This is a genomic window from Halovenus carboxidivorans, assembly GCF_009831575.1.
GTDB lineage: Archaea > Halobacteriota > Halobacteria > Halobacteriales > Haloarculaceae > Halovenus > Halovenus carboxidivorans.
The window spans coordinates 1-11,844 of the sequence record NZ_WUUT01000003.1; the positions used below are offsets into that span (position 1 = coordinate 1).

At 66.1% G+C, this 11,844-nt stretch carries 15 protein-coding genes and 1 other RNA gene; 9 read left to right on the forward strand and 7 right to left on the reverse strand.

The window, feature by feature from the left end; genetic code table 11:
* Nucleotides 1-162: 162 nt before the first annotated feature.
* From GRX03_RS08025 to GRX03_RS08040, 4 genes are all read left to right on the forward strand, one after another.
* Nucleotides 163-1,422 (forward strand): tRNA (N(6)-L-threonylcarbamoyladenosine(37)-C(2))-methylthiotransferase, encoded by a 1,260-nt coding sequence (locus tag GRX03_RS08025; RefSeq protein ID WP_159763704.1) that lies wholly within the window; start codon nt 163-165, stop codon nt 1,420-1,422.
* Nucleotides 1,423-1,496: 74 nt separating this feature from the next.
* An RNA gene (rnpB, locus tag GRX03_RS08030) (RNase P RNA component) lies at nt 1,497-1,975 on the forward strand.
* A 114-nt stretch (nt 1,976-2,089) separates the two neighbouring features.
* Nucleotides 2,090-2,596, forward strand: a complete 507-nt coding sequence (locus tag GRX03_RS08035) for a halocyanin domain-containing protein (RefSeq protein WP_159763705.1) — start codon at nt 2,090-2,092, stop codon at nt 2,594-2,596.
* 78 nt (nt 2,597-2,674) lie between these two features.
* Nucleotides 2,675-2,950, forward strand: coding sequence for a hypothetical protein (locus GRX03_RS08040; RefSeq protein ID WP_368278182.1), 276 nt, complete (start codon nt 2,675-2,677; stop codon nt 2,948-2,950).
* Here the strand turns inward: GRX03_RS08040 and GRX03_RS08045 are convergent, their stop codons facing one another.
* Together GRX03_RS08045 and GRX03_RS08050 are read right to left on the reverse strand one after the other, a co-directional pair.
* Nucleotides 2,951-3,871 (reverse strand): cobalamin-binding protein, encoded by a 921-nt coding sequence (locus GRX03_RS08045; protein WP_159763706.1) that lies wholly within the window; start codon nt 3,869-3,871, stop codon nt 2,951-2,953.
* A gap of 35 nt (nt 3,872-3,906) precedes the next feature.
* A complete protein-coding gene (locus tag GRX03_RS08050) occupies nt 3,907-4,206 on the reverse strand; it encodes a DUF6432 family protein (RefSeq protein WP_159763707.1) in 300 nt (99 codons plus the stop codon).
* Between the two features lie 123 nt (nt 4,207-4,329).
* On the opposite strand from GRX03_RS08050, the gene GRX03_RS08055 reads away from it, so the two are divergent.
* Together GRX03_RS08055 and GRX03_RS08060 are read left to right on the forward strand one after the other, a co-directional pair.
* Nucleotides 4,330-5,358, forward strand: coding sequence for a phosphoribosylaminoimidazolesuccinocarboxamide synthase (locus GRX03_RS08055; RefSeq protein ID WP_159763708.1), 1,029 nt, complete (start codon nt 4,330-4,332; stop codon nt 5,356-5,358).
* Nucleotides 5,359-5,404: 46 nt separating this feature from the next.
* A complete protein-coding gene (locus GRX03_RS08060) occupies nt 5,405-5,818 on the forward strand; it encodes a DUF5518 domain-containing protein (protein WP_159763709.1) in 414 nt (137 codons plus the stop codon).
* Here the strand turns inward: GRX03_RS08060 and GRX03_RS08065 are convergent, their stop codons facing one another.
* The 4 genes from GRX03_RS08065 to GRX03_RS08080 all read right to left on the reverse strand — a co-directional run bounded on the left by GRX03_RS08065 (nt 5,819) and on the right by GRX03_RS08080 (nt 8,659).
* Entirely contained in the window at nt 5,819-7,276 is a 1,458-nt protein-coding gene (locus tag GRX03_RS08065) for a DASH family cryptochrome (RefSeq protein ID WP_159763710.1), read from the reverse strand. It abuts the gene before it with no gap.
* 71 nt (nt 7,277-7,347) lie between these two features.
* Nucleotides 7,348-7,584, reverse strand: a complete 237-nt coding sequence (locus GRX03_RS08070; protein ID WP_159763711.1) for a ribbon-helix-helix domain-containing protein — start codon at nt 7,582-7,584, stop codon at nt 7,348-7,350.
* 72 nt (nt 7,585-7,656) lie between these two features.
* A complete protein-coding gene (locus GRX03_RS08075; protein WP_159763712.1) occupies nt 7,657-8,001 on the reverse strand; it encodes a hypothetical protein in 345 nt (114 codons plus the stop codon).
* Between the two features lie 79 nt (nt 8,002-8,080).
* Nucleotides 8,081-8,659 (reverse strand): DNA-3-methyladenine glycosylase family protein, encoded by a 579-nt coding sequence (locus GRX03_RS08080; RefSeq protein ID WP_159763713.1) that lies wholly within the window; start codon nt 8,657-8,659, stop codon nt 8,081-8,083.
* Between the two features lie 102 nt (nt 8,660-8,761).
* On the opposite strand from GRX03_RS08080, the gene GRX03_RS08085 reads away from it, so the two are divergent.
* The 3 genes from GRX03_RS08085 to GRX03_RS08095 all read left to right on the forward strand — a co-directional run bounded on the left by GRX03_RS08085 (nt 8,762) and on the right by GRX03_RS08095 (nt 11,481).
* Nucleotides 8,762-8,989, forward strand: a complete 228-nt coding sequence (locus GRX03_RS08085) for a hypothetical protein (protein WP_159763714.1) — start codon at nt 8,762-8,764, stop codon at nt 8,987-8,989.
* Between the two features lie 113 nt (nt 8,990-9,102).
* A complete protein-coding gene (locus tag GRX03_RS08090) occupies nt 9,103-10,170 on the forward strand; it encodes an mRNA surveillance protein pelota (protein WP_159763715.1) in 1,068 nt (355 codons plus the stop codon).
* A gap of 75 nt (nt 10,171-10,245) precedes the next feature.
* Complete coding sequence (locus tag GRX03_RS08095) at nt 10,246-11,481, forward strand: sensor histidine kinase (RefSeq protein ID WP_233739901.1); 1,236 nt, start codon at nt 10,246-10,248, stop codon at nt 11,479-11,481.
* Between the two features lie 6 nt (nt 11,482-11,487).
* On the opposite strand, the gene GRX03_RS08100 is transcribed toward GRX03_RS08095, so the two are convergent.
* Nucleotides 11,488-11,697 (reverse strand): DUF7561 family protein, encoded by a 210-nt coding sequence (locus GRX03_RS08100; RefSeq protein WP_159763716.1) that lies wholly within the window; start codon nt 11,695-11,697, stop codon nt 11,488-11,490.
* Between the last annotated feature and the right edge of the window lie 147 nt (nt 11,698-11,844).

Below are 11,844 nucleotides of genomic sequence, written 5' to 3' on the forward strand. Positions count from 1 at the left end.
ATCTATACGTAGTGAGGCCATCCCCATGGGAACCGTTGGCTGATACGAGGGTGGGTTTATATGCGATGGCGGAATTTCGGCGGAACATCTTCGGGAACGTGGTCGTCGACCGGAGTTCCGAAACGCCGTGTTTTAGTCTCCCCGCGCCCGAATACGGGTACGATGGCCCGCTATCACATCGAGACCTACGGGTGTACGTCCAACAGGGGTGAGAGCCGCCAGATCGAGCGGGCGCTCCGCGACGGCGGCCACCACCCTGCCGACGGACCGGAGCAAGCAGATGTCGCGATTCTGAACACCTGTACGGTCGTCGAGAAAACCGAGCACAACATGCTCCGACGGGCCGAGGAACTCGACGAGCAGACGCCGGCCGATCTCGTCATCACCGGCTGTATGGCCCTCGCACAGGGCGAACAGTTCCGTGAGGCGGACATCGACGCCGAGGTGCTCCACTGGGACGACGTGCCCGAACACGTCCGCAACGGCGAGTGTCCGACCGCGACGCCCGACACCGAACCCGTCGTCGATGGGGTGGTCGGCATCCTCCCCATCGCCCGGGGCTGTATGAGCGACTGCTCGTACTGCATCACGAAACACGCCACCGGCCGGATCGACTCTCCGCCCGTCGAGGAGAACGTCGAGAAGGCTCGTGCGCTCGTCCACGCGGGCGCGAAGGAGATCCGAATCACCGGTCAGGACACCGGCGTCTACGGCTGGGACAGCAACCAGGGCGAGAGCCTCCTACCCGAACTGCTCGACCGCATCTGCACGGAGATCGACGGCGAGTTCCGGGTCCGGGTCGGGATGGCAAATCCCAAAGGCGTCCACGGCGTCCGCGAGGAACTCGCGTCGGTGTTCGCCGAACACGACAAGCTATACAACTTCCTGCACGCCCCGGTCCAGTCCGGCAGCGACGATCTGCTCCGGGACATGCGCCGCCAGCACACCGTCTCCGAGTACGTCGAGGTCGTCGAGACCTTCGACGAGTATCTCGACGAGTGGACGCTGTCGACGGATTTCATCGTCGGCTTCCCGACCGAAACCGAACACGACCACGAGCAGTCGCTGGCGCTGCTGCGGGAGACCCGCCCGGAGAAGGTCAACGTCACGCGGTTCTCGAAGCGGCCCGGCACCGACGCCGCCGAGATGGACGGCCTGGGCGGCCAGGTCAAGAAGGACCGATCCTCGGAGATGACCGATCTCAAGATGGAGATCGTCGGCGACGCCTACGAGTCGATGGTCGGCACGGAACGGGAGGTCCTGTTCGTCGAAGACGGCACCGAGGACAGCCTCGTCGGCTACGACAGCGCGTACCGTCAGGTCGCCGTCCCGGGCGCGGAAGACGAGGCCGACCTCGGTGATATCGTCACCTGCGAGATCACCGGCCAAAACACGGTCTACGCCCTCGGCGAGATCTGTTGATCTCGTTTACGACGCCGCGCGGCGATGCTCCGCCGACCGAACGGCTTACACGCTCCGGTTTCGTAGATCCAGACGGCAGAGGGAGACCGGCTTCCGTGTCCCGGCCGCGAGAAGGGACATGAGGAAAGTCCCCCCACCAGTCGGGCAGGTGACCGGACGCAAGTCCGGGGCGGGAGACCGCCGGCTCTGGAACAGAAACGCGACCCCTCTCCCCGACCGATGAGGCGTGCGAACCCCGCGCAAAAGGCATCCGCCGACGAAGCAACGGGGAGTTAACCCGCCGAGGGCGCGGGACCCAGAAGGGTCCCGATTTGGCGAACGGGCGTTGCGAGGTGCGACAGCACCTCGAAGCCGCGGCGCGTAGCGCCGCGCTGTCCGTGAGCACCGAGGTCCAACGGACCTCGCAGGCTGCGTAGCAGCCTACAGACGGGAGAGAACGGCTGGAACGGCGAACCCTCACCGGTGCAAGCCCGGCCCGACAAGGTAGCCCGACGGCTGGGCCGGGTGCGTAGCCGAATGCCGGCGAACAGAAGGGGGCTTACTCCCCTCAGCCACGTGACCCACCGGAAGCAGTGCCAACGCTTCCGTCAGCGGCTGATCTGCTCTGTTCCCAGATTCTGGGACATATCGCGGGACTCTTACTTCCAGAGACGAAGGTTCTCCTGTTATGCAAAAACAGACAGACAGGCGGACGTTCCTCGCAGCGGCAGGTGCCACGGCAGCGACCGTCGCACTCGCGGGATGTAGCAGCGGCGGCGACAACGGCAGCAACGGAGACAACGGCGACAGCGGCCCGTCGGTCCCTGACGCGGTCGACAGCTATCTCAGCGATAACAGCGCCAACGGCTACAGCGGTCCGAGCGATGCGGTCGACGAGACCGGCAGCGGCTCGGTCACGATCAGCGTCGGCGCCGGTGAGAACGGACTCGCCTTCGACCCGGTGGCCGTGTTCGTCGACGCGGGCACAGAGGTCACCTGGGAGTGGACCGGCAACGGCGGCGCCCACAACGTCGTCTCCGCCGACAGCAGCGCCGCCAGTTTCGACAGCGGCGAAGCGGTCGCGGAGCAGGGAACGACGTTCTCCCAGACTTTCGACTCCGCCGGCAACCAACTGTACTACTGTACCCCACACCAGGCCGCGGGTATGCACGGTGCGGTCATCGTTCAGGAGTAACCGGTTTCGCAGTTCGATCTCCGATTTTTCTCGTCGGTCGCAGACAGATTAAAAAAGGGGCGAGCACATGGTACGTATGTGGACCGGGAACGCCTCGTCGAACGGCTGGAAGCCGAGTTCTGCGGGAGCGAACAGGCCCGGCGAGCGGTCTCTCGTCAGGCCCGCGATCTGTCCGACGCCGGACGGATCGAGGAGGAACTCGGCTACGAACTCACCGTCGAGACGGTCGTCTCGAATCTCGAGGACGCCCCGGCGGAGTACGGATTAGTCGAGCGCTGGAACTGGTGGATCGGTTCGCTCGAACTCTCCCACGGCAACTACCAGCGGTTTCGCGTCCGGCCGGACGTGGCCTGATCAGTTCGCCGCTCCGGTATCGACTCGCTGTTCTGACAGTTGGCTCACAGCCTCGGCTGGCGGGTCGACCGTCCCAGGGTGGACGGCGCTTGCGAGCGCGGCCAGCGAGTCGACGAGTCGCGGCCCCGGTCGGTTCATGTAGTGGTGGCCGTCGATGGCGTAGACTCGGCCGTTCTGGACGGCCGATAGCTCCGCCCACCCCTCCCGGTTGGTGAGGTCCGTGAGGTTCTCGCGAGTCTGCTCCAGCCCGAACCCGCAGGGAGCGACGACCAGTACCTCGGGATCGTACTCCCGGATCGCCGCCCACTCGCGGGGGCGCGAGCGAGCGCCGGGATCCGCCAGTCCGTACTCGCCGCCGACCCGCTCGACCATCCCCGGCACCCAGTGGCCGGCGACCATCACCGGATCGAGCCAGTCCAGCACGGCCACGCGTGGCCCCGCCTCCGGCGTCCGGTCGGTGATCCCCTCGATTCGGCGTTCCAGATCGGCGCTGACGGACTCGGCTCGCTCCGCCCGCCCGAGGCGCTGACCGAGTCGCTCTACGTCCGCGAGCACATCGTCGAGACTGTGTGGGTCGCTGGTCAGGACCTCCGCGTCCAGCCCCAACTCGGTGACGGCCGTCCGAATCTCCGTGTCGTCGACGGCACAGACGTCACAGATGCCCTGCGAGACGATCACGTCCGGGTCGAGATCGGCGAGCGTCTCGCGGTCGATCTCGTAGACGCCGCCGTCTTCGACGGCTTCCTGGACCTGTCTGTCGATCTCGCCGCTGTCGGCGGTCGCGTCGACACGGGATCTGTTGACCGCCGGGAGGTCGGCGGCCCGCGGCGGATAGTCACACTCGTGAGAGACGCCGACGGGTTCGATACCGAGGGCGAACAGCATCTCCGTTGCCGAGGGCAGCAGTGAGACGACGCGCATACACTCGATACGGCCGAGGGCCTGTTAACAGTTCCTCAGAACGGGAACCGCCGCCGGATCTCCTCGAGGAAGTCGGAGTCGTCCTCGTCGGGAGCCGTTCCGTTGCCGATCGCGTGCTCCTTGGCGAAGATGACCGTTCGTCCGTTCTTCTCGGTCACCTCGATGAGTCCGTCCTCGTTCAACTCGGCGAGGGCCTGTTCGAGGGTGTCGATGTCTTCCTCAACGAGCGCCCGGAGATCGAACACCGTGGTTCCGGTCTCCATCCGATCGGCAAGCGCATCGAGGACGGCCACCTCTGTCTCGTCGCGGTCACGGTACTGCTCCTTCGCTCGCATCAGTACTTGCTACGCAAGGATGGGTCTTATATATTTTCGCGCCCCCGGCGGGGCGGTTCGACACCCGGCCGTCGCGGCCCCAAACTGCAACTATCTTAACCACTGCCCGAGTACGAACGCTCGATGACGAGTGTCAAGAACTTCCGGATCGACGACGACCCGAGTCCGGACCAGTTGGGCCGGGGCGTCTTCGAGTTCACCGACGATTACTCCGTCTTCGACTGGGGGAAGATGCCCGACCAGATCCCGGACAAAGGCGCCTCGCTGTGCTCGATGGGAGCGTTCAACTTCGAGTTGCTCGAACGCGAGGGCGTTCCGACACACTACCGGGGTGTCGTCTCCGACGGCGAGGTGGTCGATCTGGAGACGGCGCTGGACCGCGGCGACGCGCCGACGGAGATGGCGATCGATCTGACGATGGTGCCGGACCTCCCCTTCGAGGGCGGTACCTACGACTACGACGCCTACTACGACGCCGTCGAGCGCCACTACCTGATCCCGCTGGAGATCGTCTTTCGGAACCGCGTCCCGGTCGGCTCCTCGCTTCGCGGCCGCTCCGAGCCCGCTGATCACGGTCTCTCGCTGTCGGAGTGGCCCGACGAACCGGTCGATCTGCCCGACCCGGTCGTGGAGTTCTCGACGAAATACGAGAAACAGGACCGGTATCTCGACCGCGCGGAGGCCGCCGAGATCGCCGGTCCCGCCGACATCGACGACCTCGACGCCCTCGCTCGCGAGGTGAACCGGATCGTCACCGACCGGGCGGCCGAGGCCGACCTCGACCACCAGGACGGCAAAATCGAGTGTCTCTACTACGACGGCGAGATCCGCGTCGCCGACGTGGTCGGAACTTTCGACGAGAACCGCTTCTCCCGGGACGGCCAGCAGATCTCGAAGGAGGTGATCCGACAGTACCACAAGCGGACGCAACCGGAGTGGGTCGAGGCCGTCGGCGCCGCGAAACAGCAGGCCGACGAGGAGGGGGTCGCGGACTGGAAGGCGCTGTGTGACCGCCAGCCGGAACCGCTCGACGACGAGGTGATTCAGACCGCTCGTGATCTCTACTGCGCCGGTACGAACGAGTACACCGGGACGAGCGTCTTCGAGGCTCCCGACCTGGCGACGGTGTTGGAGACGGTCCGAGAGCTCTGAGACGGCCGTCCGAACCGCTTTTGTCGTCGGCCTGACTCTCTCCGATATGGTCCCCACGAGACAGACGCCGACCCTGGACACTCCACCGGAACGGAAGGCGAGCGTTCTCCTCAGTGTCGCTGCCGGCATCCTCGCGAGCCTCGTTCTCTCCTTCATCCCGTTTTCGACCGTTCTCGGCGGATTCGTCGCCGGCTACCTCCGCGGCGGCACGGGAACCGACGGCGCGTTCGTCGGCGGCATCGTCGGGGTGGTCACCTTTGCGCCCTTTGCCGTCATCTTCTACCTGATTCTGGGGTTCGTCGCGCTGGGCGGCGCACCGTCGATTTTCAGCGCGGTCGTGCTCACGATGTTTCTGGCCGTCGGGCTATACACCGTCGGTGCTTCGGTCGCCGGGGGCTTTCTCGGCGCCTATCTGGCGGACGAACTCGACCGTTCGGTTCCCGTCCTCGACGACATCTGATCACCGCCGCCCGAGTTCCGCGTATCGCTGCTCGAAGTCGATCATCGGTCGGGGGTAGTCGATGCCGAGTTCGACCCCGTACTCCGCCCGTTCGGCGTCGTCTAACTGCCAGGGCCGGTGTGCGTACTCCGGCGGCAGATCGGCCAGTTCGGGCAACCACGTCCGGACGTACTCCGCGTTGCCGTCGTAGCGGTCGGCCTGCGAGAGGACGTTGAAGTGGTTGTCTCGGGAGTCGTTGCCGACGCCGGCCTGGTAGGCCCAGTTGCCCCAGTTCGAGGCCACGTCGTAATCGACCAGTTGCTGCTCGAAGTACGCCGCCCCCCATCGCCAGTCGATCTCCAGCGCGTCGACCAGAAACGAGGCGACGTTCTGCCGGCCCCGGTTGGACATGTAGCCCGTCCGGTTGAGTTCGCGCATGTTCGCGTCGACGAAGGGCAGGCCCGTCTCGCCGGCCGCCCACCGCTGGAACGCCTCGCGGTCGTGCTGCCACTCCTTGTCGACGCCGCGAATCCCGTCGGCGGTGAAGAAGTCCCCGCCGTGTTTGACGAACTGGAACTGGAAGAAGTCCCGCCAGGCCAACTCGAACAGCAGCCAGTAGGTGTCCTCGTTCGAGACGCGTTCGTCCTCGTACCGCCGGACCTCGCGGTGGATCCACCGGGGCGAGAGACAGCCAGCGGCGAGATACGCCGAGAACTTCGAGGAGTAATCGGCCCCGAGCATCCCGTTGCGGGTCTGTTTGTACTCCCGGAGATGATCTCCCTCCCAGAAGTACGCCTCCAGACGCCCCTTCCCGGCGGTCTCGCCGCCCTCGAACGGCAGCACCGCACGGTCGTCGGGACCGTCGTCCCGGGAGTCGTCTCCGCCGGTGCGGTCGTCGCCTGCGAGCGCGTCGACGGTCGGAATCTCACCGGCTTCGATGTCGTCCGGAACTGTGATCTCCGCGGGTGCCGGGACCGGATCCCTGACCTCCGTGCTCTGCTCGACCTCCTTTCGCCAGGGCGTGAACGTGTCGTCGATACTGTCGTACGGCGTCGGCAGGTCGTTGATGTGATAGAGCGTGTGCGTCCACCGGCGCTCGAAGTCGACACCGGCGGGCAGCCCGTCCCGAACCGCGTGTTCGCGTTCGATTTCCTCGGTCGCGGGCTTGGTCTGTGCGAAGACGGCGTTGGCGTCGGATGCGGCGGCCAGTTCCGGGACGACGGTCTCGACGGTTCCGTCCCGGAGGAGTAGTTCACCGCCGCTGTCCCGGAGCGAGGCCCGGAGATCCTGCAGCGACTCGCGGCGAAACCGGGCGCGGTGGCGGCCGCGCTTGGCCGGTCCGTACTCGGAGTCGCCGCGTCGCCGCGGATCGGTGACGTACACCGGCACAACCGTCTCGGCGCGGTCGACTGCGTCGGCGAGCACTGGGTTGTCGGTCACTCGGAGGTCGTCCCGAAACCAGACGACAGCAGTGTCCATACCCGCCATTCGACCACAGCGACAAATACTGCTCGGTGCGCTCGACCCGGCGGTACCCGCGGATCGATACGCTACTCCTGTGCGCTCCGGCCGCCCCCGCCACCGCGGCCGGGTGGGCTGTCGTCTGCCGGCGGCTTCTCCACCTCCAGCGGCGTGTCTGCCCTCGCCTCCTCGCGGACGACCAGCCGGGCGCCGTACCGCAACGCCTCGGCCCGGGACTCGAACACGTCGGCCTCGACGAGCGTATCCAGTCGGGCGGCGAGCGCGTCCGGCAGCGGTACAGAGACGGTTTCGTGCTCCCCGCTCATATCCGAGGACAACGAGCCCGCCCACTATACAGTTTCGCCGTTCATGTGCGTTCGGCGCTTCTAGTCGCACCCTCAGGCGACGCCGCTGTCGAGGTTCTCCAGTAGCTTCCCGACGAACAGCCCGAGCCGCGGCGAGATGTCGTCCTCGGCGGCCTCGGCGGGCTGGGCGGACAGCGTCTCGACGAACTGCTCGGAGTGTGTCATCGCGTTGATCATGTCGGCCACGTCGACGGTGAGCCCCTCGTCGGAGGTGTCGATCTCCGGGTGTCGCTCCTTGAGATCCTCGGAGTAAGTGATCGTCCAGGACGGGCCGCCGACGACCTCGATTGCGGTATCGAGCCCGCCGACCTCCAGCGGGCCGTCCGGACTCCCGACGTAGATCGTTCCGTCCTCGATGAAAGTCTCGTACCTGCTCATACTCACAGTCCTGGCGACGGCACGGCTGTCTGTCCCTCATCGTCGCCGGGGTATCAAGGTTTGGTCATCGCTCCCGTCCTCACCCCTCGTACGCCCGCCAGAGATACAGCGAGGCGTACGAGCGGTACGGAGCCCACTCCGCCGCCCGGTCGCGCATCTCGCCGCGGCTCATCTCCCGGTCACAGACGAGTTCGATCCCGCGGCGGATCCCCAGGTCTTCGACCGGAAACACGTCGGGCCGACCCAGTGCGAACATGAGAAACATCTTGGCCGTCCACGGTCCCACGCCCCTGATCTCGGTGAGTTCGTCGGCCACCGCCTCGTCGTCCAGTCCCTCGAAGTACGCCCGGTCGTACCCCTCGCGCTGGTAGGCTTCGGCGACGGCGCGGACGTAGCCGGTCTTCGCCTCCGACAGGCCGGCGTCCCGCAGCGTCGCCTCGTCGGCCGCGAGGATCCCGCTCGGCGTCACCTCGACGGCGTCGAACAGTCGTTCGCGGATCGCGGCGGCGGCGTCGGTCGACACCTGCTGGCGGAGCAGCGAGACCACCAGCCGCTCGAACGTGTCCTCGGCGGGGTCGAGTTCGAGCGGACCGTGCTCCTCGACGTGGGGCTGTAGGGCCGGGTCCGCGGCCAGCGCCGTGGCTGCCTCCTCGTGCATCACCTGCACACTGGGGTCGGACGTGTTTCAGCACACCGCCTCGCGTTTCTGTCAGAGAAACGTATCGACACGCGTTTCACCCCCGGTGGTCCACGTCCAGACGTGATCCTGCTGATCGGCGAGTTACTGCTCGATGCGTTCGTCGAGGCCACGAGCAGTCTGGTGTCCCGGCGGGTCGTCGGAGTCGTATTCGGTGCCGTGACAGTGCTCTGTGTAGCCGCATGGGCGGCGACCGGCGACATCTTCTACGGCTACGCCGCCGGCCTCTCAGTGCTGCTCGTCGCCGCCGTCGCCGTGAGCGCCTCCCGCGACCGGTCGACGGCCGACTGACGCGGGTGCGGACTCGCCGCCGTGGCTGTCCGGCTCGTCGCCACTCTCGGTGGTGAGCGGCCGCGGTCCGCGAAATCACCAGCCACTTACCGTCCGCCGCCCGAACTGCGGGTATGCGCATTGCCGATTCGGAGCAGGTCGAGGGCGGTCGGGAGCGGCTGACGCTGGTGCCCGAGAGCCTCGACGACCTCTGGCATCTCTCACACGTCATCGAGCCGGGTGACACCGTCTCGGGGGATACGACCCGCCGGATCCAGCGAAACGACGAACAGCTCCGGGACACCGGCGGCGAACGGGAACACATCTGGGTCGCGATCGACGTCGAGACGGTCGAGTTCGCCCGCTTCGCCAACCGGCTCCGCGTCGGCGGCGAGATTGTCGACTGCTCGCGGGAGGACCAACTCGGCCACCACCACACGCTCAACGTCGAGGAACACACGGAACTCGACGTGACCAAGCGCTGGAAGCTCGACCAGCGCGACCGCATCGAGGAGGCCGTCGAGGCGACGGACAACCCCGACATCGCCATCGCGACCGTCGAGGAGGGGCAGGCATACGTCCACACGGTCGCCCAGTACGGCACCGAGGAGCGGGCGTCGATCACCGCCCCGACCGGCAAAGGCGAGTACGCCCGCCCCCGGTCGGAGTTGTTCGAGGAACTGACGGAGATTCTCAAACGACAGGACGTCGAGGCGGTCATCCTCGCCGGCCCCGGATTCACGAAGCAGGACGCCCTGGAGTACATCGAGGAGAACAGCCAGGATCTGGCCGAGCGGATCACGACCGTGGACACGTCCAGCGTCGGCGACCGCGGAGTCCACGAGGTGCTCAAGCGAGGTGCCGTCGAGGACGTACAGAAAGAGACCCGGATCGCGGAGGAATCGGATTATATCGACGAACTGATGGACCGCATCGCGGAGGGATCGAAGGTGGCGTACGGCCCCGAAGAAGTCGCGAAAGCGGCCGACTACGGGGCTATCGAGCAACTGCTCGTCCTCGACAGCGACCTCCGCGAACAGCGGGCCGGGGAGGGCGACTGGGAGATCGACGTCGATCACGTCATCGAGACGACTGAACAGCAGGGCGGGGAGGTCACCGTCTTTTCGAGCGAGTTCGACCCGGGCCAGCAGCTCGCCAACCTCGGCGGGATCGCCGCACTGCTCCGGTATCGGCTGCAGTGATCGCGGCGTCTCGTCCGGCGAAACCATTTTTTGTGTCCACTGCGACTACCAATCAGGACTGGGACTCACGGGATAATGGCACCTGACCAACAATCCGACGACCGGACGGCCCGCGAGCGGACGGTGAAGACCGCCGGACGCATTGTCAAATACAGCCGGGAGATCTACCACCTCGAATCCGTCGAGGAGGTCGCCAACATGACTCTGGAGGCGGCCCCGCATTTCATCGACGGTCACCCGTCCCCGACGGTCGTCGAGATCCGCCGCGACGACGACCTCCGCGTGCTCGGCAGTATGCGGTCGGGCTCGGAGATCGGTGACGATCCGGGAGCGCTCGCCCGGGCGGCCTACGAGACCGATACCGTCACGATCTGTGCGACCGGGGAGACGGAGGTCGTCTACACCGAACACGTCCAGGTCGTCGATCCCGAGGCGTACGACTGCGACGGCGGCGTGACAATCGCCGCGCCGACGGTCTACTCGGACGAAATGGGGGATTCCGGCGCGATCTTACTGCTGCACTGGGCGTCGCTCGACCGCATCGAGGAGTACCACGTCCGACCGGTCGATTACCTCGCCGAACACGTCGCGACCGCAATCGTCAACATCCGTTCGCGTGAGCGCCTGGAGCGAGCGCGCAACGACCTGGCCAAGCGCAAGGAGATGGTCGAGGTCTACGACCGACTCCTCCGACACGACCTCGGCAACGACCTCCAGGTGATTACGGGCTTTTCCGAGGCCCTCGCTTCGATGGTCGACGACGACCAGGCGGGCGAGTACGCGGAGAAGATCCACCAGACAGCCCGCAGCGCCGCCGACCTCATCGACAACGTCGGCGACACGGTGAAGATGCTCGAAGAGGAGGAAGGCCAGCCCGAGGCCCGGGATATCGAGCCGATCCTCACCGAAGTCGTCGAGGACGTAGAGCGGAAATTCGAGCAGTTGACCGTCGAGTACGACCCCGAGGAGTTCGAGTACGAGGCCTACACCGGCGATCTGATCGACTCCGTGTTCACGAATATTCTCTCGAACGCCGCCGTCCACAACGACGGACCGGTCACCGTCCGCCTGTACGCCGAGGAACCGACCCCGGAGACCGTCGTCGTCGGGATGGCCGACGACGGCAGCGGCGTCGCGCCCGCGGTCCGCGACGAGATTTTCGAGATGGGCCAGAAAGGACCGGACAGCGAGGGCACCGGCTTCGGCCTCGGACTCGCCCGGACCCTGGTCGAATCCTACGGCGGGGAGATAACCCTCCGCGACAGCGACGCCGGCGGCGCTGATTTTCGAATTACGCTCGACCGCGCCTGAGTGCCGTTACCGTTCGAGCGCGTCGATATCCTCGGCGGTCACGTCACGGTCGTCCGGCAAGTCTTCCATGCAGTCGTAGCAGAGAAAGTGCTCGGTCCCGTCGGCGAGTTCGACCGTCATCCCCTCCGTCGGAGTGGTTTCGAGCGTCCAGATGTTGGCAATCCCGCCGCCGATGTTGACCGGCCGGCCGCAGCCATCGCACGGTTCTTTCGCCATATCACACCGTAGGGAAGACGACACAAACGCCTTTCGCGCCGGCTCGGCGACCGCCGGACCTGTCTCGCTGTCGTCTCGGCTCCCTTCGGCCTATCCCGACCGATGTTCGTACTACCGCCGATCTCACATCAAAGTTTATGTCAGATT

Bases quoted from the DNA above. Each gene is read 5' to 3' on its own strand.
- GRX03_RS08025 (WP_159763704.1), top strand. From the start codon at position 163: ATGGCCCGCTATCACATCGAGACCTACGGGTGTACGTCCAACAGGGGT.
- GRX03_RS08035 (WP_159763705.1), top strand. From the start codon at position 2,090: ATGCAAAAACAGACAGACAGGCGGACGTTCCTCGCAGCGGCAGGTGCC.
- GRX03_RS08045 (WP_159763706.1), bottom strand. From the start codon at position 3,871: ATGCGCGTCGTCTCACTGCTGCCCTCGGCAACGGAGATGCTGTTCGCC.
- GRX03_RS08050 (WP_159763707.1), bottom strand. From the start codon at position 4,206: ATGCGAGCGAAGGAGCAGTACCGTGACCGCGACGAGACAGAGGTGGCC.
- GRX03_RS08055 (WP_159763708.1), top strand. From the start codon at position 4,330: ATGACGAGTGTCAAGAACTTCCGGATCGACGACGACCCGAGTCCGGAC.
- GRX03_RS08060 (WP_159763709.1), top strand. From the start codon at position 5,405: ATGGTCCCCACGAGACAGACGCCGACCCTGGACACTCCACCGGAACGG.
- GRX03_RS08065 (WP_159763710.1), bottom strand. From the start codon at position 7,276: ATGGACACTGCTGTCGTCTGGTTTCGGGACGACCTCCGAGTGACCGAC.
- GRX03_RS08070 (WP_159763711.1), bottom strand. From the start codon at position 7,584: ATGAGCGGGGAGCACGAAACCGTCTCTGTACCGCTGCCGGACGCGCTC.
- GRX03_RS08075 (WP_159763712.1), bottom strand. From the start codon at position 8,001: ATGAGCAGGTACGAGACTTTCATCGAGGACGGAACGATCTACGTCGGG.
- GRX03_RS08080 (WP_159763713.1), bottom strand. From the start codon at position 8,659: ATGCACGAGGAGGCAGCCACGGCGCTGGCCGCGGACCCGGCCCTACAG.
- GRX03_RS08090 (WP_159763715.1), top strand. From the start codon at position 9,103: ATGCGCATTGCCGATTCGGAGCAGGTCGAGGGCGGTCGGGAGCGGCTG.
- GRX03_RS08095 (WP_233739901.1), top strand. From the start codon at position 10,246: ATGGCACCTGACCAACAATCCGACGACCGGACGGCCCGCGAGCGGACG.
- GRX03_RS08100 (WP_159763716.1), bottom strand. From the start codon at position 11,697: ATGGCGAAAGAACCGTGCGATGGCTGCGGCCGGCCGGTCAACATCGGC.